The sequence below is a fragment of the Vibrio sp. Vb1980 genome (genome assembly GCF_033338615.1).
Lineage (GTDB): Bacteria > Pseudomonadota > Gammaproteobacteria > Enterobacterales > Vibrionaceae > Vibrio > Vibrio alginolyticus.
In genome coordinates this window covers 274,361-295,797 of the sequence record NZ_JAWOSZ010000002.1, presented here as the reverse complement: position 1 = coordinate 295,797, position 21,437 = coordinate 274,361, and the positions used below count along the sequence as shown (strand labels likewise).

The 21,437-nt window shown below is 44.0% G+C and carries 17 protein-coding genes; 7 read left to right on the top strand and 10 right to left on the bottom strand.

The window, feature by feature from the left end; all coding sequences use genetic code 11:
• Positions 1-13: 13 nt before the first annotated feature.
• The 6 genes from R7F64_RS04565 to R7F64_RS04540 all read right to left on the bottom strand — a co-directional run bounded on the left by R7F64_RS04565 (position 14) and on the right by R7F64_RS04540 (position 8,642).
• A complete protein-coding gene (locus tag R7F64_RS04565; RefSeq protein WP_005378033.1) occupies positions 14-649 on the bottom strand; it encodes a TetR/AcrR family transcriptional regulator in 636 nt (211 codons plus the stop codon).
• Between the two features lie 717 nt (positions 650-1,366).
• On the bottom strand, positions 1,367-2,518 hold the full coding sequence (gene nhaA, locus R7F64_RS04560) for a Na+/H+ antiporter NhaA (protein WP_005378034.1): 1,152 nt from the start codon (positions 2,516-2,518) through the stop codon (positions 1,367-1,369).
• Positions 2,519-2,848: 330 nt separating this feature from the next.
• On the bottom strand, positions 2,849-3,973 hold the full coding sequence (locus R7F64_RS04555) for a lipocalin-like domain-containing protein (RefSeq protein ID WP_042521997.1): 1,125 nt from the start codon (positions 3,971-3,973) through the stop codon (positions 2,849-2,851).
• Positions 3,973-6,426 carry an ABC transporter permease gene (locus R7F64_RS04550; protein WP_005378038.1) on the bottom strand — a complete coding sequence of 818 codons (2,454 nt, stop codon included), beginning with the start codon at positions 6,424-6,426 and terminating at the stop codon, positions 3,973-3,975. Before R7F64_RS04550 ends, R7F64_RS04555 begins: the two co-directional genes overlap by 1 nt.
• Positions 6,407-7,078 carry an ABC transporter ATP-binding protein gene (locus tag R7F64_RS04545; protein WP_005378040.1) on the bottom strand — a complete coding sequence of 224 codons (672 nt, stop codon included), beginning with the start codon at positions 7,076-7,078 and terminating at the stop codon, positions 6,407-6,409. Before R7F64_RS04545 ends, R7F64_RS04550 begins: the two co-directional genes overlap by 20 nt.
• Positions 7,079-7,265: 187 nt before the next feature.
• Positions 7,266-8,642 carry an MATE family efflux transporter gene (locus tag R7F64_RS04540; RefSeq protein WP_172563313.1) on the bottom strand — a complete coding sequence of 459 codons (1,377 nt, stop codon included), beginning with the start codon at positions 8,640-8,642 and terminating at the stop codon, positions 7,266-7,268.
• A gap of 94 nt (positions 8,643-8,736) precedes the next feature.
• On the opposite strand from R7F64_RS04540, the gene R7F64_RS04535 reads away from it, so the two are divergent.
• Positions 8,737-10,188 (top strand): DUF2867 domain-containing protein, encoded by a 1,452-nt coding sequence (locus R7F64_RS04535; RefSeq protein WP_213967377.1) that lies wholly within the window; start codon positions 8,737-8,739, stop codon positions 10,186-10,188.
• Positions 10,189-10,218: 30 nt separating this feature from the next.
• Here R7F64_RS04535 and R7F64_RS04530 read toward each other — a convergent pair whose 3' ends face one another.
• The 3 genes from R7F64_RS04530 to rsuA all read right to left on the bottom strand — a co-directional run bounded on the left by R7F64_RS04530 (position 10,219) and on the right by rsuA (position 13,221).
• The gene (locus tag R7F64_RS04530; RefSeq protein ID WP_238952274.1) at positions 10,219-10,881 is read right to left on the bottom strand and encodes a DUF2913 family protein; all 663 of its coding nucleotides are present in this window, start codon (positions 10,879-10,881) and stop codon (positions 10,219-10,221) included.
• Positions 10,881-12,083, bottom strand: coding sequence for a Bcr/CflA family multidrug efflux MFS transporter (locus R7F64_RS04525; RefSeq protein ID WP_017820848.1), 1,203 nt, complete (start codon positions 12,081-12,083; stop codon positions 10,881-10,883). Before R7F64_RS04525 ends, R7F64_RS04530 begins: the two co-directional genes overlap by 1 nt.
• A gap of 436 nt (positions 12,084-12,519) precedes the next feature.
• Positions 12,520-13,221 (bottom strand): 16S rRNA pseudouridine(516) synthase RsuA, encoded by a 702-nt coding sequence (gene rsuA / locus R7F64_RS04520; RefSeq protein ID WP_053303189.1) that lies wholly within the window; start codon positions 13,219-13,221, stop codon positions 12,520-12,522.
• Between the two features lie 121 nt (positions 13,222-13,342).
• On the opposite strand from rsuA, the gene R7F64_RS04515 reads away from it, so the two are divergent.
• The 5 genes from R7F64_RS04515 to rplY all read left to right on the top strand — a co-directional run bounded on the left by R7F64_RS04515 (position 13,343) and on the right by rplY (position 18,253).
• Positions 13,343-15,094, top strand: a complete 1,752-nt coding sequence (locus R7F64_RS04515) for a DEAD/DEAH box helicase (protein ID WP_054729964.1) — start codon at positions 13,343-13,345, stop codon at positions 15,092-15,094.
• A 155-nt stretch (positions 15,095-15,249) separates the two neighbouring features.
• The gene (locus R7F64_RS04510) at positions 15,250-15,615 is read left to right on the top strand and encodes a PepSY domain-containing protein (RefSeq protein ID WP_372036143.1); all 366 of its coding nucleotides are present in this window, start codon (positions 15,250-15,252) and stop codon (positions 15,613-15,615) included.
• 76 nt (positions 15,616-15,691) lie between these two features.
• Entirely contained in the window at positions 15,692-16,351 is a 660-nt protein-coding gene (locus R7F64_RS04505; RefSeq protein WP_005378073.1) for a response regulator transcription factor, read from the top strand.
• Positions 16,341-17,690 carry an ATP-binding protein gene (locus R7F64_RS04500; protein WP_025766856.1) on the top strand — a complete coding sequence of 450 codons (1,350 nt, stop codon included), beginning with the start codon at positions 16,341-16,343 and terminating at the stop codon, positions 17,688-17,690. The genes R7F64_RS04505 and R7F64_RS04500 overlap by 11 nt, the downstream gene beginning before the upstream one ends.
• Positions 17,691-17,974: 284 nt before the next feature.
• Entirely contained in the window at positions 17,975-18,253 is a 279-nt protein-coding gene (rplY, locus tag R7F64_RS04495; protein ID WP_005378066.1) for a 50S ribosomal protein L25, read from the top strand.
• A 147-nt stretch (positions 18,254-18,400) separates the two neighbouring features.
• Here rplY and R7F64_RS04490 read toward each other — a convergent pair whose 3' ends face one another.
• The gene (locus R7F64_RS04490; RefSeq protein ID WP_021033829.1) at positions 18,401-18,823 is read right to left on the bottom strand and encodes a GNAT family N-acetyltransferase; all 423 of its coding nucleotides are present in this window, start codon (positions 18,821-18,823) and stop codon (positions 18,401-18,403) included.
• 845 nt (positions 18,824-19,668) lie between these two features.
• On the opposite strand from R7F64_RS04490, the gene ushA reads away from it, so the two are divergent.
• Positions 19,669-21,357: a bifunctional UDP-sugar hydrolase/5'-nucleotidase UshA gene (gene ushA, locus R7F64_RS04485; protein ID WP_258623560.1), complete on the top strand. Its 1,689-nt coding sequence runs from the start codon at positions 19,669-19,671 to the stop codon at positions 21,355-21,357.
• Positions 21,358-21,437: the final 80 nt, after the last annotated feature.

Below are 21,437 nucleotides of genomic sequence, written 5' to 3'. Positions count from 1 at the left end.
TTTCTTATTTGTCTTATGCCAACTGCTTTGCTGACATTCCTGCTGACAAATATGGAATCAGTAAATCGACGACAGATTTCACATCGACTTCCTTTTCAAACTTACTTTCTGCCAGCTCCGAAAGAGCTTGGCTTGAAGCCATCGTAAATACACAGGTTCCTAACGTGAAGTGCAGTCGCCAAAACAACTGTTCTTCACATAGTTCCGGGTTCGCCTTCATTATCGAGAAAGTGAAAAGGTTCAGTACCTCTTCGTATCTGGTGGTAATGAACCAGCGTAGATGACCTTGAACGTCTGTATAACCGCGGCCAATTAACAACATAAATAGCGCAGTACCATTTGGGCGTACATCATTTAATGTACGTAAAGGTAATCGCAATGACTCAAAGACATCGTCCATGTTGTAGCTATCGCGCGTATTTAGCTCAATTAATGAAGTCTTAATGCTCGGCATTAGTGCTTCTAAATACCTATCTAAAACCGCTCTAACCAGCGTTTTTTTATCGCCAAAGTGATAGTTTACCGATGCTAAGTTAACGTTAGCTTTACCTGTTATCGTTCTTAGCGAAGTATCATTAAAGCCATGTTCAGCAAAGAGTCCTTCTGCGACATCGAGTATTTTTTCTTTTGTTGATGTTCTCGGGGCCATTTTAATCACTCGTATTAAACAACTGTTTGAAAATATACTCCCGAAACTTAAGATTAACAAATGATTAACATCACACTTTAACCAATTGGTCTGACCAGACAGTAAAAGGTGTGATCTAATCTTTTGAAATTCAATCGAATACTCCAGTGAAGCTTGTCAGAAGAAAACGATCAAGTTTCTCAGACCAGCGCAATTGAAACGCTAACAATAGCGTTGGCGGCTCGGAGTGAGCGAAGAGAGTATGAAATACATCTTCGGTTCTAGGGGAGATAAAATGAGAAACACAGAAGTTAGTAACTTCGCCAATTTGGTAATCCATCTCGATTTTTCTATTACTTTCGGATGTGTAAGAAGCTAGAAAGCATTAAGTAGAAATTTTTTGAAAAAAAATGGAACTGTTTGGAAAAGTCTCGGTCTGAATATACGTAACAGTTAGGGCATTTGAAGTTTCACTGGCCGTCAAACTTGTTTCCATCTAATTGTTACGTTGCTGCTTTTTTCTTATTAACTCCTATGTTTGTATCCGCCCAGTCAAATTTTCGGCTGGGCTTTTTTTCGCCTATAGATTTACCAAACGCCCCTTTCGATGATTTGCCCCGACTCCATAAGCTAGACCTTAGTTGGTCACAAAAGTAACCACCCTGAAGTAGTTGATGTGCCGATCTGCAGACATAAAAAAGCCTCCCGAATGGGAGGCTTTACTAAACAGTGTGTATCTTACGCTTGCGCTTTCTTAGGCAAAGAAAAGTGCAGTAACGCGTAGCCAAGTAACGCGGCTGTCGTCGAGCCCATTAAGATACCTAGTCGAGCATAGGTATCAAACTCAGGGCTTACATTTCCAAACGCTAAAGAGGAAATGAATATAGACATTGTAAAACCGATACCACACAACACAGAGACCGCAAAGATATGCTTGAAGTTAATGCCTTCCGGTAACTTAGCTACACCCATTTTCACAGCTGCCCAACTAAAAGTGAAGATACCTAGAGGCTTACCAACCAGTAGCCCCAAAGCAATACCTAATGGCAGCATTGAAGTTAGGCCTGACATCGATACGCCTTCTAGCGAAATCCCCGCATTTGCAAATGCGAATAGAGGTAAGATACCAAATGCCACGTATGGATGAAGTGCGTGCTCCATGTGCTTAAGTGGGGAATGTTCGCCCTGTTTACCCTTAAGAGGAATAGCAAAGCCGATCACTACGCCTGCAAGTGTTGCGTGAACACCAGATTTAAGTACCGCAAACCATAAGATCGCGCCGACTATCATGTATGGCGTCAGTTTCGTTACTTCCTTCGCATTCAACATGAACAGGACACCAGTCATGATGAAGCCAACAAGCAGCGCCATGCTAGAAAGATCACCTGTGTAAAACAGTGCAATAATAACAACCACGCCTAAATCGTCGATGATAGCGAGAGCTAACAAAAACACTTTAAGGCTTACTGGTACGCGCTTACCTAGTAGCGCCATGATACCTAGAGCAAATGCAATATCCGTCGCAGCTGGAATGGCCCAGCCAGAAACCGCCTCTGGGTCGTTAGCATTAAACGCAACGTAAATAAGAGCAGGGGCTAACATACCACCAACCGCTGCAATCGCAGGGAAAATTGCGGTTTCTTTTGATTTTAGCGCTCCTTCAAGTAGCTCTCGCTTCACTTCAAGGCCAATAAGTAAGAAGAAAACAGCCATTAGGCCGTCATTAATCCAGTGAGAAACTGACATACCGAATACATAAGTATGCAGTACAGATTGATAAGTTTCGCCCAGCGGTGAGTTAGCAATGGTCATCGCAATTGCCGCTGCAATTACGAGAAGAATACCACCTGCTGATTCCATTTTGAAAAAGTCACGAATGACATCGTTCATGGTTTCGTCCTTATATTTATTATCTTAATAAACGATTAACAAAGAGTGATAAGAGTGTATAGCTGTCGAAAACTTTAGAATAATCGCTTCTTCAGAGTATAAACTTCGGTTTTTTCGATGTTAAGTTTACTATACATCGTATTTTCCAACATGACACTCAATTTTGATCGGAGATCGTATTTGTACTTGTCGCACCAAATATTTATCAAGATGATGAGAAAATCAGCATAACACGGCTTGTACCATCATGATAACCCCGTACTTTTGAGAAAAAGCTAGGAAGCTTCGCGCACCAAAAAACCACCCGTAGGGGGTGGTTTTCTTCACAACTCAATAGCCTGTCAGCTGCATAAAGCCCCAAGCCTCATTGGAGCCGGAAGCTAAAGTAGGCCCTTCCCAGTAAGGTATTACAAAGGGTAGCCACATATCTGACTTGATAATGCGGGTAGTCAAATTAATTTGATGCTTCGGAATATTGATAATCCACTGCAAAGGTAACCTTCTTCCATTGGATAAACTGGTCACTTGCATTGGTTTAATACTGATATCATCGTCTGAGAGGTTGATGACTTTACCTGAGCGTGTCGACAACGTGCCAAATACGTGCGGTGTTTGCCCATGGTGACGATAACGGCTAACAGTTAATGCTCGACCATCATCTAAATTGAAAACAAACCAATCCCAGCCTTGTTGCCCCTCACCAATTAAGCCGCTGCCCCATTCTTTTTGCGCCCATGCAGAACCCGTCACTGAGAATCGCTTACCATTTAAGCTTAAGCTGCCTTTTACTTTTAAAAATGGAGCACTGAAGCTAAAAGAAGCAACAGATTGCAACGCATGTTTAACTTGGAAGCCTTTGTCTCCATTCACCACAAAGGGGCCGCTTGTCATGGTATTGAGCTCAAGTCCAAACGTATCAGTATTCACATTCAAGTTGCCCGGGAAAGGCGTCGCACCGAGTGATCGCCAAGTCCAATTATCAATCCATAACCTGAAAGGACGATTGATCATACCAGCTTGGCCTATCCCACCTCTAGCTACCCGTTGCTCTTTCCATACATGCGAGCCATGACTGACGACAACATGTGAAATGTACAATTGAGGGTTCTGCCAACCGCTGGTTTCTCGCTCGTCCGTCGCAACCCTGAAATAGCTCCATTGAACATTGTAGATCTTGCCTTGCTCATCTTTTAGCTTCGCAAAGTAGTGCCACCATTCATGCTGATACTCGGGATGAAAGCGAAAGTCTGAGGGTAAAGAGACATGCTCATTAGGTAGTACAGGCTCGAAAATCGTTTGATTTTCACGCGTTAAGATAGAATCAAGTTCGCTTTCTCGTGTTGCTGTCGCCTCTAACCAAAAAGTTGAGTAAAAAGCAGCCCCAGTCAGAAAAGCGAACGTAACAACAATGAGCGTTGAAACCAACAAGCGTTTTTTAGAGCCCATTTTTTTCATTACAACGCGTCCCTTAATGACTTCATCGGTGTACTTTTGATCATTCTAATAACTGGCAATGCGCCAGCAACCATGATGGCAAGCATCGCCCAAGCAATGGTTTGAGCATACTCCCATGGAATCGTTTGAAGCTCTAGAGACCAGCCAAATGATTGCTTAATGATAATATCAACGATCAAATGTGCGAGCGCCAAGCCGAGCGGCACTGCAATAATCGCAGAAATGGCTCCGAAGACGAATAGCTGCAAACCACCTAATACGACAAGTTCTTTTCCGGACACACCCATGCACCTTAATAAGGAAAAATGCCGCTGCCGTGAAAGTTCTCCTGCCAACGTCGCAAAGAATAAACCAAACACGGCAATAATCAGCGTGATATTGCCCAAGGTTCCTGCTATAGCAAAGGTATGATCAAACACTCTCATTGCTTGGCTATAAATATTACCGTTATCAAACACACGATCTTGCGGAAGACGGAATACATTCTCTAAGCGATTTTTCAGCCCTTCTCCATTGACGTTATCTTTTAATACTACGCCAAGACCAACATTACCCGTACCTGCAAATGCATACAGCCAATTCCGGTGCGACATCATCACCTGGTTATATGGGTTTCCATAATCGTAGTAAACGCCTACGACTTGCCAATCACCACCAAGCGGTTCTTGCAAGTTAATGAAATCGCCAGGGCGGATATCCAGCTTCAAGGCCATCGACTCACTGACCATTAAGCTCTTGGTAGCGTGCAGTTGATACCAGTAATTTGGGACACCTAACTTGACGGTAAGTGAGTCTAACTCACCTTCAGAAGAGCCCGTACTCACAACTTGCAGAGCACCATGCTCGGTCGGCATATCTTTTTCCCAGCGCCACCAAACCGAGTTCACCTCTGGCTGATTCTGGAGCCATGCGCTCATCCTAGCGGCTGAATTGTTGGTCGGATAGATGTACACATCAGCCGCTAATCGCTGATTTAGCCACTTATCGGTTGTATCTCGAAAGCTTCCGACCATTGTTTCTACACCAATGTTTGCCGCCAGCGCTAACATAAACGCCATCGTAGCCACACCGCGATAGCTCATGCTGGCTGCTGCATCAGCAAAAAACCAACGGACACGAACCCATCGCATGGTATAAGAAAAACTTTGGAACATATGCCACATAATAAATGGCATAAACAACGCCACACTAACCAACATCAGCGCAATAATAGCAAAACCGGTTTCTTGTGTTTTCGGCGCCTGATATACCGCTATTGCAGCGACACAAAACGCACATGCCGCAAGCGCCTGCCAAGAGAACTCTCTTCCAGCAAATCGCATTAGCGACAGTCGAGAAGAAAGGCGGATTGGTTGTGACTTCAGCAAACGGATTAATGGCCACAGACACGATATCAACGCACCCATCGCTGCCATGATTAGACTGTATAAGCTAGATTGCCATGACCATCCTATGGTTAAGCCTACGTTGGCATCATACAAATCACTCAGGCTCGAAGACACTGCTGGGATAAGTTCATTCGCTAAGATCAAGCCAAAAAAGTTACCACACGCCCACGCAATAAAGACGAGCAAAGACAACTCTAGCAATAAGGCTTGCGCTAACTGTGTTCCGTTAACACCAGTCTGTCTCAAAATACCTACCAAACGTTGTCGCTGGATGAAAGACAGAGACATCGCTTGATAAAAAATAAACAACCCGACCAAAAACGACAGCATTCCCATCGCGGTGAGATTCATATGGAATGCGTTAGTTAGCGACTCAAGCTCTGTACGCGTATTCCTAACGAGCGTCATTCCGTTTGGCAGCATGTTTTTCAGTGCTATTAGCTTTTCCTCTGGCATTTCACCACAAGAAATCGCAGACAAACCTGAGCTCCGCTTGAGCATACGCAACAACGATATATCAGTAACCAGCCGAGTACCCGAAAGCATCTTGTCCTTATCTACTTGAATAGGCCCAAGACGGCTTCCGTCATTCATCTCAATGAAGTCCCCATCCTGCCAACTCATGTAAGCGGCCAAATCTTGACTAACAAGAATAGGATAAGGAGGCTTCATTAGTGATAAAACAGGCATCTCACCTAGCGATTTTCCTTGTTGTAGTGGGATCATCGCGACAGGATCTATCCCCACCAACATCAGGCTCATATCGGTCTTGGCATCTAGATGAAGCACGTCAAACGGTGCACATTGGTTGAACCCAGCTCGACGTAACTGAATATAGAAACCTTGAGGAATTTTATTGGCAGAGTGCTTCGTTCGGATTCGGTATGGCAAAGGATTGGAGAAAAGCTTTTCCCCAGTAGCATAACTTTGTTTTGCATGCTGGTTGATAGAAGTAACACCAACAAGGAGGGACACGCCTAAAGTTAATCCCAGCCAGACAAGAATAATTTGTAGAGGGTAACGACGGTAATGACCGAGTAGTGCCTTAACTACGGGCCATAACATGTAGCTGCCCTCCTTGAAGTCGAATCTTTCCTTCCATATGGGCGGCCACTTTTTCACTGTGCGTCACTAACAGCAAAGTACACTCCAGTTGGCGAGCGAGGCTCGTTAGTAAGCGCATTACTGCTTCTGCGTTTCGCTCGTCTAGGCTACCAGTTGGCTCATCAGCAAGCAGGATTTTTGGCTCCATATAGAGTGCACGAGCAATCGCCGCACGTTGTTGCTGACCACCAGACGCCTCTTCCGGATAACGTCCTAGCAATGGCATTAAGTCCAAAGCAGAAAGAATTTGACGCCACAACTCTTTATCTTCCGGCAGACCTTTTAACTGACGACAAAAACGAATATTGTCGGCAATATTAAGTGTAGGAAGCAGGTTGAATTGTTGGAAGATATTCCCAATATTGTTACGGCGATAAAGGGTTCTTAAATGCTCCGGTGCTTCATGCATAGCAAAATTTGGAAACTGCACTTCACCAGAGTCGGCAGTATCTAATCCGGCGATTAAATTCAGCAGAGTACTTTTACCCGAACCACTTTCTCCCATCAGAGCAACTTGGTCGCCTTGCTGCAATGTTAATTCTGCCCCTTGTAATACAGGGTGAAACTCTCCCCCGTCTACATAGCCTTTACATAGGTCTGACAGTTTTAACATTGATTATGCCGCTCGGATGGTGTTTAAAAATTGGGATCAGAATCTACACTAAAATCCTGTTAGTAGAAAGTATTTTGAATGCTTGATCACACTATGGAAGTACAAATGCAACTCGATTCACTTTCTGTTGCTAATTTTGTTGACGTTTTGAGCAGATTTTTGCAGCCAAAATAAACTCTGTTCCTCCTTACTGGCCAATCAGGTTTTTCATCCATTTTCGGCTAACCATTCTTGGCAAGCAAATCACCCACTTCACAACTTCTTCTGTCAAAAAGAGTAAGTAAACCCATTGTGGGTCCCAATTGAGATAAATCGCTGCAAATGCTGCGAGTGGAATCCCGATCACCCACTGCGCCAAGATGTCTTGATACAAACAAAACTTAACATCACCGCCCGCACGTAATACACCAACAATAGCCATCATCGGCACCGAGCGTAGCACGACACCCAACGCTAGAATCACCATAAACTGTTCAGCTAGCTCGCGAGTGTCCGTTGTCAGTGCACTAAACGCATTAAGGATCCATTGATTTGACACTATCAACAAGACGGCGACCACAAATGCGATAAGCACATTCAAAATGACCGTAGCCCATGCTTGATAATAAACGGGTTCAAAATTACGAGCGCCGAGCTGGTTCCCGACTAGAACTGCAGCCGCATTCGATAAACCAATCATCATCGCCAATGCGATCGACTCAACAGGTGTCATTACGGAAAGCGCCGCCAAACCTTGCACGCCTGCTTGCCCCATGATCGCGTGATAAGCAAACAACCCACCAGCCCACGCCAAGAAGTTAAATGTGGTTGGCAAAGAGAGGCTCAAGAAACGCGTAATTTTATCTAAGACCAATCCTGCGCGTATATCATCCCAGCCAAATGCGATTATGTGTTTTTTCAACCATAGATAACCAAACAAGCAACCTACTTCGATCGCGCCACTGATTACCGTTGCGATCGCTGCTCCCGTAATACCCAAAGCAGGAAAGCCTAATTGACCAAAAATTAAAACCCAGTTAAGAAAAACATTAGATAAAATGCCTATACCACTAAAAAAAGTGCTTAAGCCTGGTTGGTGCATCGCCCTTAGGCCCACCGACATACTGGCCACACATGCAACAGCAAACATGCTAACCGACGAAATAATGAGATAGCTGGCCCCTAGCTCAATCACTTCTTGTGAATCGGTAGTCAAACTCATGATGAGTTGTGGAAAAACAACAAACAAAGCAACAGCAATCGCAGCAAACATCATTGCGATCATCCATGTTAAAGCGGTACTGCGACGCACCCCAACTTTATCGCCAGCCCCCCAATATTGAGCGGTTAACAACGCACCGCCCGTTGTCACCCCAACTAACATGATGGTGGTGACGAAAGTCGCGCGTGCAGCAACTCCAACAGCGGCAATTTCAGCTTCACCAAGTTGACCAAGCATAAGAACATCGACGAGGCTTCGGCTTGAAAACATCATGCTTTGCAGTGTAATTGGTAACGCGATTGCAAATAAACGACGTAAGAATGCTTTATCTGCGTGTATTGAGAGTTGAGAAAGAAAAGTCACAAGCGCTCCAACGACAACTTATTGATAGAATGGGGAAAGTGTCTCATGATTATACTCTGTGGTGTTTATTCCACCAACGATAAAAGGACAGATAATGAAAAAGGTGTTGGTGCTAGGCGCCTCGGGTTACATTGGCTCTCAACTTCTTCCGTTACTTTTAGATAAAGGTTACGCCGTCACAGCAGCGGCGCGACATATTGATTATTTAGAGTCAAGAACTCAGCCTCACCCTAATTTAACGTTAAGGTATCTCGACTTGGCTGACGCAGAGACCACGAAGGCTGTAGTGAACGATTTTGATTTAGTATTTTTTCTCGTGCACGGGATGGCTCAAGGTGATGACTTTGTTGAGTACGAACTAAACCTTGCTTTGAACTTCAAATTTGCGTTGGAACAAAGCTCCGTCGAGCATGTTATCTATTTGAGCGCCATTCAACCTCAAACCGGAAACTCTCGCCATTTAGCCGCTCGTAAAGCCACGGGAAAAATAATTCGACAGTCTGGTATTCCAGTAACTGAATTGCGTGCTGGCGTTATCATCGGCCCCGGCTCTGCCGCTTTCGAAATCATGCGTGACTTTGTCTACAACTTACCTATTTTGACCGCGCCTAAATGGGTCGACTCAAAAGCGAACCCTATTGCCTTGCCCAATCTCAACCACTATTTGTTGAAGTTAGCAGAAGCCCCCTCTCCAGAAGAAAGTCAAATTTATGAAGTTGGTGGGCCAGATACACTTAGCTACCGCGAACAGTTCAAAGTCATTTGCCGAATCACGAACAAGCCGTATCGGCTGTGGTCGACCCCGCTACTTACTCCGAAAATGGCATCGTACTGGCTAGGTTTAGTTACCTCAGTGCCAACTAGTATCGGTAAAGCATTACTTGCGGGCTTAGAGCACGACTACATTGCAGACTCCAAAGCGATTGAAGAACGATTTCCTCAAACGCTGATCAGCTACGAGCAAGCGGTAACTGATACCATTCAAGATGAAGGCACATTTGTACGCAGTAATGTCTGGGGGTTTGAACCCGCAGCGCTTCGTCGATGGCAACCAGGATATGGCTATTACCCAAAACAAGCTGGAGCGAGCATTAAAACTCATGCCTCCGCTGCGGCATTATGGAAAGTGGCGCAAAAGATCGGGAGTCGCGAAAAAGGTTATTACTTTGCCAACATCTTGTGGCGTACACGTGAATGGCTCGATATCTTTTTTGGTGGCGGAAAACCGATTCGCGTTTCTCCTCCTGGACCAGAGCTTAAAGTCGGTGATTTTATTGACTCTTGGAAAGTGATTCGCTGCGATAATAATCAGTTTCTTTCACTGTTTTTTGGTATGAAAGGCCCAGGCCTTGGGCGTTTAGAAATTACCATCAAAGATCTCGGTGACGAACGAGAGCTGGATATTACCGCCTGGTGGCACCCGCAAGGGTTTCTTGGGCTGCTTTATTGGTTTGCAATGATGCCAGCCCATCTTTTCATATTTAAAGGCATGGTCAAAGCCATCGCGAAAGAAGCAAACCGTTTAGAAAACAAAAAGCCCCAATAACAGGGGCTTCTAAACACTCAAAATGTCACTTTAGTCAGCTTTGAACGAGAGTGGAATTTCGGCTAACTGGTTGCCTTCGTTTGCTGGAAAAATAAGGTACTCGCCATGGTATTTCACCATCGATTTGTAGTCTGTTACCTTATGTACCATAAAGCCCGCTTGCGCTGCTTTCTCAACAAACTCAGCATGATTGCCACGTACAAACCAACTCATTGGCTTTACGAGCAACTCGCCATCAAAACAGCTTTCGCATTGGTCTGCACATAACGCTAAAGAGTTTTGACCTTCAGTGAAGATTTGTACTTTGCCGCACCCAATCAGTTGCTCAGACGTCGAGACTTCCCAGCCTGCTTGCTCCATCAAATCAAGAAAAGACTCAATATCTGAATCTTTGAACACTTTGAAGTCTTCACCTTCAGGGAAGAATTGCGCATAAAAAGCAGAAATACGCTTGAAGATAAACAACAAACTAGCATCGTTCCCCTTTGAGCGACCTGCTTTTTGCCAACGCGTTAAGTCATCGCCTACCGTACGTCCGAAACGTTGTGATTTTAGCGCCTTTGTTACCCAACGCACTAAATAATGGTTATTCGCAACAGGGGCATTGGCTAACTTACCCGAGCGATGCTCTTGATCTAACTCTTCAAGTGCTGAGTTAACCAAGTTTTGAATTTCTTTGGTGTAATTCGACATTACGCCTTTCTTCCTAAAGTCCAATAAAACAGTGCTGAAAGCACAGAACAAGCAAACATTACGATGATCATCGGCCAAGCAACATTCCCGGGCAGTGATGCCACCAGCGCACCAACCAATGAACCGATACCGAATCTTAATGTCCCCGCTAGAGACGACGCCGTACCCGCCATTGATGGGTAACCACTTAAAAGCAGCGCCATCGCGTTACTACCTATCGTCGACAATGTACCGATAAACAGCACAACAAAAGGTACAATGCCCCATAATCCGAAGTCCATTAACCAACTTACGAATAAACCAATCCCCGCCAAAAGTTGCACGAACAACCCAAAACGAAGCATGGCATGGGAACCAACTTTCTTCACCAAGCGACCATTAATACTGGTCATGATGATCATCGCCACAATGTTCAAACCAAATAGGTAACCAAAGTGGTCTGGTCGAACACCATATAAATCAATATAAACAAACGAACCCGCCGTCAAAAATGCAAACATTCCGGAAAATGAAAACGCACCTGAGAGCATCAAACCGATCGCTTCAGGATTGGAGCATAATCTGGCGTAGTTTCTCAGCGTCGTGCGGAAACGAAGAGGCTGACGATTTTCAGGCTGTAACGTTTCAGGGATTTTCCAAAGTACGAGAAAAATCACAACTACAGCGAAAATAGCTAGTACCCAAAAAATGGAACGCCAACCAAACCAAATCGCGAGATGGCCACCGATCATCGGTGCCACCAACGGCGCAATAGTAATGACCAGAGTAACGAAGGACATTGCGCGTGCAAAGTCTTCACGGTCAAACATGTCACGCACGACAGCTTGGATAATGACCGCCGCTGCCGCGCCAGCAAAACCTTGTGCCGTACGTACATAGGTCAGCGCATCAATGCCATTTGTTGTCGCACTCACAACAGCAGCCAAGCCGAAGAAAAGTACGCCTAAAATCAACACAGGTCTTCGACCAAAGCTATCGGCAAGCGGCCCGTGAATTAACTGGCCGATCGCAAAACCCGCGGTATAAGCCGTCAACGTAATCTGAACCGCGCCAGGCGCGACCCCCAAATCTTTCGCAATTGTCGGCATCGCAGGCAAATACATATCGATCGCCAAAGGCGTCAAAGCACCAATCGCTCCTAGTACCAGAAACAATAGAAAACTGATTTGGGATTGCGGAGCACTTTGAGCTTTTTCTGTCATTCTTTTACCTCTTGTTGGAGCCCTACCGTCAATACTTGCAGAACAAAGTGAAAATAACGGAAGTTCTCATATCGCTGAATGTAGAAGCCAAAAACCTGTTCTATCCAACGTTCGAGAATCATAAGGGCAAATATGTACCAAGGTGTGACCTTGACGAACTCGACATAGAAAAGCATGTGAAAGCGAAATGTGTTTATGGGAAACAAACACAATGCAGTAAAAATGATGGCGTTGACACCATCATTCCATTCACCGTAGCCGAAGGCTTTGCAATAAGAGTATGCATGCATCAGCTAAATGCAAAGGCATATCACTGAGATGAGTAAGCACACCGGAATTGTCTAGGCACTAATTTTGGTAGGAAAATTTATTTTGAGCCAATTTCTACCAAAAGACTAGTTCCTATTAGGAACTAAAGAATTTCCCATGCCGACAATTAATTCCAAATAGAATCAATTTCTTCTTGCGTGAGGTAGCGATAATCACCTGGTTCTAGTGCCTCATCAAGTTCGATAGAACCAATACGCTCACGATGTAAGTACTCAACTTTATTTCCTAACGCCGCGAACATACGTTTCACTTGGTGATACTTACCTTCCACGATAGTCAACAATACTTCATTCTCGGCCTCGTTCACGATTTCCAAACGAGCTGGCAATGTTGCGTCTGATTCATTGCGCAAAATGATGCCTTGTTCGAGCTTTTCCGCGTAATCTGGCTGAATAGCATCGACGAGCCAAACACGGTACGTTTTCTCACACTTATGCTTAGGTGAGGTAATACGGTGAGACCACTTACCATCATCCGTAATCAACACTAAACCAGTTGTGTCGACATCTAATCGGCCCGCAAAGTGAAGGTTTTCAATTTTAGGCTCATCAAGCAATGCGAATGCAGTTTGGTTGTAGCCATCTTCATGTGAACAAACAAAGTCAGCAGGCTTATACAACATAATGTAACGAGGACCAGGAGCACCAATAACACGGTCTTCCCACATCACTTCCGCACCTTTAGGTACTTTAAATGCACCACTTTTTTGAACCTCACCGTCAACGGTGATGTCTCCACTTTTGATGATCTTTGTTGCCTGTTTGCGTGTTGCACCCAGAGCGTCACACAAATATTTATCTAAACGCATGAATACCTCATTGAATTATACCCAAGTGATCTCTAAATCTTGGTTTAAAGGTCACTTGGGTATAAAAGTCAGGTATTATAGCGTTCCTCGTTCGAATAGTTGAGCAATTTCACATATTTTCATGTACACACTTCGTCCTTATCAAGCCGACTCGGTTAAAGCCGTTATTCATTACTTTCGTAAACACTCGACACCAGCAGTGATCGTGCTGCCAACCGGTGCAGGAAAAAGCTTGGTGATCGCAGAACTTGCTCGCCTTGCGAAAGGACGAGTGTTAGTCCTCGCCCACGTAAAAGAACTGGTCGAGCAAAACCACGCAAAGTATGAAGGTTATGGTTTAAAAGGTTCCATCTTCTCAGCAGGATTGGGACGAAAAGAAACTGACCAGCAAGTCGTGTTTGCTTCGGTTCAATCGGTCGTACGTAACTTAGATTCGTTCAAAAACCAGTTTTCTCTGCTCGTTATTGATGAGTGCCATCGTGTGCCAGATGACAAAAACAGCAGCTACCAAAAAGTTATTACTCACTTACGAGAACTGAACCCTGGCATTAAGGTGCTAGGACTAACTGCAACGCCCTATCGTTTAGGAATGGGCTGGATTTATCAGTATCACACCCGAGGTCAAGTGCGAACCGAAGAGCCTCGATTCTTCCGCGATTGTATTTTCGAACTGCCGATCCGTTACTTGCTCGACGAAAACTTCCTCACTCCAGCCCGCATGATGGATGCGCCCGTTTTGTCTTACGACTTCTCTCAGCTGAAGCCCGCTAACACCGGACGCTACAAAGAAGCAGAAATGGACATGGTGATCGATAAAGCCAAACGTGCGACTCCACAAATTGTTGAGCAAATCATGCAATATGCGAAAGAGCGTCAAGGTGTCATGATCTTCGCTGCAACTGTTCGACACGCACAGGAGATACACAGTTTATTGCCAGAAGGCGAAACTGAAATCGTCATTGGTGATACACCTACGCCGGAGCGCGATGCGATCATCCAAGCGTTCAAGAATCGTCAAATAAAATACTTAGTCAATGTTTCGGTACTGACAACCGGGTTTGATGCGCCGCATGTCGATTTAATCGCGATTTTGCGACCAACAGAGTCAGTCAGTCTGTACCAACAGATAGTAGGACGAGGATTACGCTTATCAGACGGAAAATCAGAATGTTTAGTGCTTGATTACGCAGGCAACAGCTACGATTTATACCAACCTGAAGTCGGTGATCCCAAACCAGACTCTGACAGTGAAATTATCACGATTCCTTGCCCGGCTTGCGGATTCAATAACAACTTCTGGGGTAAGTTGGATAGTAACGGTTTCTTGGTTGAACATTTTGGCAGACGTTGCCAAGGTTACTTTGAAGATGAAGACACAGGCGAACGTGAACACTGTGGCTACCGTTTTCGTGCCAAATACTGCGGTGAATGTGGTGCGGACAACGATATCGCTGCACGAATTTGTCATGAGTGTGATGCAACGCTCGTAGACCCAGATAAAAAGCTAAAAGAAGCCCTTAATCTCAAAGATGCATTAATCTTTGAATGCACAGAAATGGACCTATCTGTATTTAAGTCCAGTGATGGTAAATCTCAGCTAAAGGTGACGTATTCTGGTGAACCATACCAAGGCGAAGGCAATGCGTTAGTTCATGAGTTTTGGACATTGAGTACCAAAAAACAAAAACAAACGTTTAAAGATCAGTTCGTACGCCCCCACTTAGCAGACAAGCATCGTCCTTTTGAAGAGGCTTCACCGACACGCGTTGTCGCTAATCAACATCGTTTCCGTTTGCCTCAGTTTGTTATTGCTAGAAAATCTGGTCGCTTTTGGAAGCTGCGAGATAAAATTTTTGAAGATGAGTTGAAATAACATCCACAACACATGGCAAAACTTAATTAGCTGATTCACTCTCTGTTCATCTATATCCGATATACTGCGGCTAACGCTCCAGAAAAGGTTTGACTATGTATAAAGCAACGACTTCTCTACATTCTGCGTTACTTTTCGGCCTTATTGCGACATTCATGTGTGCACCAAGTTTTGCCAAGCATGACAACGAGTACACATCACAAAATGGCCACGCCATCGTGCAAGATGTCGAAAAGCCAGGAACACGCATCGAATTCGATGAAGATCAAGATGAGGTCTACCGCGCGGTTCAACAAGGATATATACGACCATTTTCGGAACTTTACGCCGCAGTAGAAAACGACTTATACGGCCGCATCATCAAGGTCGAGCTTGAAGAAGATGATGATGCTTGGGTGTATGAATTGAAAATTCTGTACAACAATAGCGTCCTGAAAGTTGAGTACGACGCCGCCACGCTGGAAATGCTTGAGATCAAAGGTCGCAGCTTTAACAAAGCGTTAAAGCCGCAAAACAACTAAACTTGTCTAATGCGTAATCCAGACACGATGCGTAACTTACTTCGATAAAAATCCAAACATAATAAGAATCATCAATATGAAAATACTTGTTGTTGAAGATGATCCTCGTTTAGGCGAGCAAATCATCGAAACATTAGAAAGTACCGGCTGGGTACCAGAATTGTCCCAAGATGGCATAGACGCTCTGTATCGCGCGACTTCGGAAGAATGGGACGCCATTGTTCTCGACCTCGGCTTGCCAAAACTGGATGGTCTTACCGTCCTAAAAGGCATCCGAGATGAAAACATTAATACTCCTGTCGTGATTTTAAGCGCTCGCGACACCCTAACGCAGCGAGTTGAAGGCTTAAACGCAGGTGCAGACGATTACCTAACTAAACCATTTGAAATGGTTGAGCTTATCGCTCGTATTCGTGCACAGCTGCGAAGAGCCTCTGGTAATGCCTCTCCTGTGATGCAAATTGGCGACTTGAGCTTGGATACACGCACTTCTAAAGTCATGTGGCAAGGTCAAGCGGTAAGCTTGACGGCGCTAGAGTATAAAGTGGTCGCTTACTTTATGCATAACCCGGAAAAAGTGATTTCTCGAACCGAACTCGTCGAGCACATTTACAAACAAGACTTTGATCGTGACTCCAACACAATCGAAGTTTTTATCGGCCGAATTCGTAAAAAAATCGCACCAAAGATCATCAAAACTGTCCGAGGGTTGGGATACCAATTAAATGCCGAATAGAAACAGGCTACCGTTAAACGCAATAAAACGACTGAGTATCAAAAGTCGCCTCGTTTTAGCGGCGATCGTTTGGTTAACGGCAATGATCCTCGCCGCTGGTGTGACGATACCGACGCAGGTCTACAACTATATGGTTGATGACACTCGCTCACAGCTCAGCATTTTTATGGATGAAGTCGCCGCACAGTTAGAAGTCGATAACACCGGGCATCTTTCACTCACAGCTCAGCTATCAGACCCTCGATTTAACCGACCTTACAGTGGTTTGTATTGGAGTGCCTCTACAGAGGCAAGCCTCGAACGTTCTCGTTCTTTGTGGGACAAAAAAATCGAATACAAAGGTTTGGATAAAGATGCGTATGGAGCAAGAGGCGAAAAACTAATTACGCTAGAAAAAGCGCTGTATCTTCCTGATTACGATGGTCCTATTCACATTATTATTGGTATTGACGAAGAGCCCATTAAAAATACCCTTCAGACGTTAATCGGCCAACTTTGGCTTATTTTGGGTTTATTATTCGCGGGCGTGCTTACGGTCATTTTACTGCAAATTGCTTGGTCATTGAGTCCGCTTACAAAGCTACAAAAAGAATTAGCCGAGCTGAAGTCTGGTAATAAAAAGAGTCTAGAAGAAACCTACCCAAAAGAGATTTCTCCTCTAATCTTCGACCTCAATGCTCTGCTGTTCCATTACCAAGAATTACTAGAGAGAGCTCGCAATCATGCAGGTAACCTATCTCATGCACTTAAAACGCCACTTTCTGTTCTAAAAAATGAAGTTCAGACGTTAGAACCTGAGGCACAATCCCGTCTCCGAGCTCCAATCAATCAAATACAAGACCATATCGATTACCATTTGGGTCGTGCCCGTATGGCCGGATCGATGAACATATTATCAGTGAAGTCGAACCCAGCAGATCGTGTGGACGCTATCTCAATGGCGTTTGATAAAGTGTATGCGAGCCGAAGCATTACCTTAATTAATGAACTTGATTCAGAGCTGAATGTAGCAGTAGAGCAGACCGATCTCGATGAAATGCTAGGTAACTTGCTAGAAAATGGCTATAAGTGGGCCAACAGCATGATTCGTGTGCACTCCTCTCAGGATAAGGAAAATATACACATCATTATTGAAGATGATGGGCCAGGCATCCCTAAAGAGAAACTGAGTCAAGTAATCAAGAGAGGAGTTAGATTGGATGAAACAACCCCTGGCTCAGGTCTTGGTCTAAACATAGTCAGTGAAATGGCACACAGTTACCGAGGTCAATTAACATTGGATACAAGCGCTTTAGGTGGATTAAAAGCATCTTTAGTCTTACATCTCAGCCGAACATAAAGCATATAACACATAAACTTTGTTTTTCGGACCATGATCAGTAAACCGATGAAAATGAAGTCGATGTGAACAAAATCCAAGCAAAGCGTTAAAAGGGATAGCCTTCCACCCCGCTAAATCATACCTTTTTGTTGATTTGGATACGATTTGGGTTGCCCATTTATAAGTGGAATGATAGTATCCGCGCTCGCTTGAACAGTTCCTGTTTCAAGCTTTACCACGAACAACAAGGTCGCATTGTTGATTGTGAACATTTGATTTTTACTAATTTGAGAGTAAATACTATGAAATTCGAAGCAGTAGTACGTACTGAACTAGGTAAAGGTGCGAGCCGCCGCCTACGTCACGCTGGAAAATTCCCTGCAGTTGTATACGGCGGTGAAGAAGCAGCAGTAGCTATCGTTCTTAACCACGACGACATCGTAAACCAAATGGACAAGCCTGAATTCTACGAAGGCATCGTTCTAGTTATCGATGGCAAAGAAGTTAAAGTTAAGCCACAAGACGTTCAACGTCACGCGTTCAAGCCAAAAGTTGAACACATGGACTTCATCCGTATCTAATTCCCTACCAAGGAATTAATCGGATTAAATCCAAACCTTTTGCATAAAAGATAATCGGACTTACCAACCGAGACATCTAAAAAATTTCAAAACCCCGGAGTCTTACCACCTCCGGGGTTTTACTATATTTGGCATATAGCATTTGATTTATGAGCGGGCAATATACTTCACTAAAGTGAGATCGGTCAGCGTCATACTCTCAATCACTTCCGACTCTTCCTCTCCAGTACGCACAAAACCACACTTCTTGTAAAAGTTAAGCCCCTGTTGATTAGTATCCAGTGCTTTCAAACTGATCTGCATAACTGACGTAGAGAGCAAACGTGTCTCTAACTCATCTAACAGTGCACTTCCTGCTCCTTGCCCATAATGTAGCGGCGTAACGTAGCAACATGTCACTAATGCCGTTTTATCTTCGCTGGTGTGGTTAGGTAACTCGTAACTTAAAAAGCCAACAATTTCTCCTTGCCTCTCAACTACGATCAATTGGGCCAGTTGCTCCGTCATCACTCGTGCCCACATCCTTTCTCGACGCTCAATCGTAAACTGCTCTATGTAGCTCTTTGGCATTAATCCTTTATACGCCACCTGTCAAGAATCAACGTGTATCTTGGCGATTTGGGCTGCTTCCTTTTTGAGTGCGTCCCTTACTGTGTATCTCATAAGCATCCTTTATTAGCGTTCACCACTTACAAATTCTTTTAACCCTACCCTTTAAACCAAAGCTCAAAGATAACGGCTACAGTCGCAACGCTTTACATTAATCTATTTCATTTTCATTAATTAAATGATAGTTCACATCATAATATTCGAAGAAGAACGATCCATTATTTACTTTTCATTTTGACTCATTAGGTTGAATCTATTTGTTTAAACACTCGAGTGTCAAATTCGGAATAAGCACGATAAGGTATCGGATGAGGATAAATAAACGATGCCTAAAGCATAAGGTTTCTAAACGATCGCAATTATAGTAAAGAGATAAATACAATTTTTGATAGAGTTTGGCAGAATAAAGCCATGATCAAATGAGTTTAAGCTCTGTACTGTTCATTATGCATACAAACCGAGCCCCTCATCATTAGAGCGAAAATTTATAACGATTTGTGTCATACCTATTAGGAAAAACATAAACTTGGCAAAATAATCACCAAAAATCAGCGTAATACTTCGTAAAAATGCGCATTGATTCACACAAACAACACACATTCAATTAACTACCTCACAAAAAATAGAGCTAGCGATATAAAATAAATACTAAATACCAATTCTGTTTATTTATAGACGTAGTTTGCAGGCTTATTAATTCATTTCTCCGATAGAAGTATAAATAAGAGATAGATCACTAAAGTTTCACATTAATTCCGTATATTTCACGCCGTAACAATAACAAAATCACAAAGAAAGGATCCCTTATGAAGTTTTCCAAATCTCTTTTGGTAGTGGCAGTGGGCGCTGCGCTAGCAGGATGCGGCTCAGACAGCGACAATTCTCCAGTAACCTGCGAGACTGCAGATTCTTGTACTAAGTTCACCGTTCTCCACACTAACGATAACCATGGTCGCTTTTGGCATAACAGCGACGGCGAATACGGCATGGCTGCGCGTCACACTTTAATCGAATCTATCCGCGCAGAAGTCGAAGCAAAAGGCGGTGAAACCATTCTGCTATCTGGCGGTGATATTAATACCGGTGTACCAGAATCAGACATGCAAGATGCGGTTCCAGACTTCGTAGGGATGAACCTACTTGGTTACGATGCAATGGCTGTCGGTAACCACGAATTTGATAACTCACTAGATATTCTCGATATGCAAGCCGAGCTAGCTGACTTCCCTATGCTGGCTGCGAATATCTATAAAAAAGATACAAACGAGCGTTACTTCGCCCCTTACAAAGTATTTACTATCAACGGCCTTAAGATCGCTGTTATTGGTCTAACAACGCAAGACACTGCGAAGCTAGTCAATCCAGACAACGTATCAAACATCCACTTCGAAGACCCTCAAGTAGAAATCAAAAAGGTACTGAAGGAAATCGAAGAGAACGAAAAGGTAGACCTAGTATTTGCAACGACGCACATGGGTCACTACGAAGATGGTAAAAACGGTAGTGAAGCACCAGGTGACGTGAAACTCGTTCGCTCTCTTGAAGAAGGACAGCTAAACGCTATCATCGGTGGTCACTCGCAAAACCCTGTATGTATGGAACCAGGTACCAATGAGTATGCTGATTTCAAACCTGGGGATGATTGTGCCCCAGACCAACAAAAAGGCACTTGGATTATGCAAGCGCATGAGTGGGGTAAATATGTGGGTCGTGCAGACTTCGAATACTACGACGGCAAGCTTCACTTAGCGAATTACGCACTGATTCCTGTAAACCTTCTAGACGAAAACGATGAAGTTATCGGTGAACGAATTCAACAAGATGCAACGGTAAAAGCGTTACTACTGCCATACCAACAACAAGGTCAAGAGTTATTAGATGAGAAGATTTCTAATACGACGGGTAAGTTAGAAGGTGATCGTAACGTAGTTCGCTCTCAACAAACTAACCTAGGTCACCTACTCGGCGAGGCATACCGTACTTACAAAACGGTAAATGCTGACTTTGGTGTGATGAACTCTGGCGGCGTGCGTGATTCAATCCAAGATGGTGATATCACTTACCGTGACGTACTAACGGTTCAGCCATTTGGTAACTTCGTGACTAAAGCAACTATGACAGGTAAAGAAGTTAAAGAATACTTAGATGTGGTTGCGACGAAATCTGCAGGCTCTGGTGCTTACGCTCAACTAGATAACATCACTTTAGATGTAAATTGTGATGCTGGCTCAGTAACCATTACCGATATTAACAATAAAGGCTTCGATCTAAACGAAACGTACACATTCTCTGTAATCAGCTTCAGTGCTGCTGGTGGCGATAACTATCCAATCATCGATGTTCAATCTACACAGCTAACTGATGCATACGTTTTGCGCGAGTTCTTCGTAAACAACCCACAAATCTCTGCGGATAACTACGACAAGAACTTAGAGAACATCAAATACTTCAGTAATGGCCAACCAGTAAAAGGCTGTCCTGCAACTGGTAGCTAATACTCAACACCTTACCCCTGGCGCTAAGAGCTTTTACAAGCAATTTCGTCAGGGCTTTCCTTAAAACCGAAGCTTTGTGC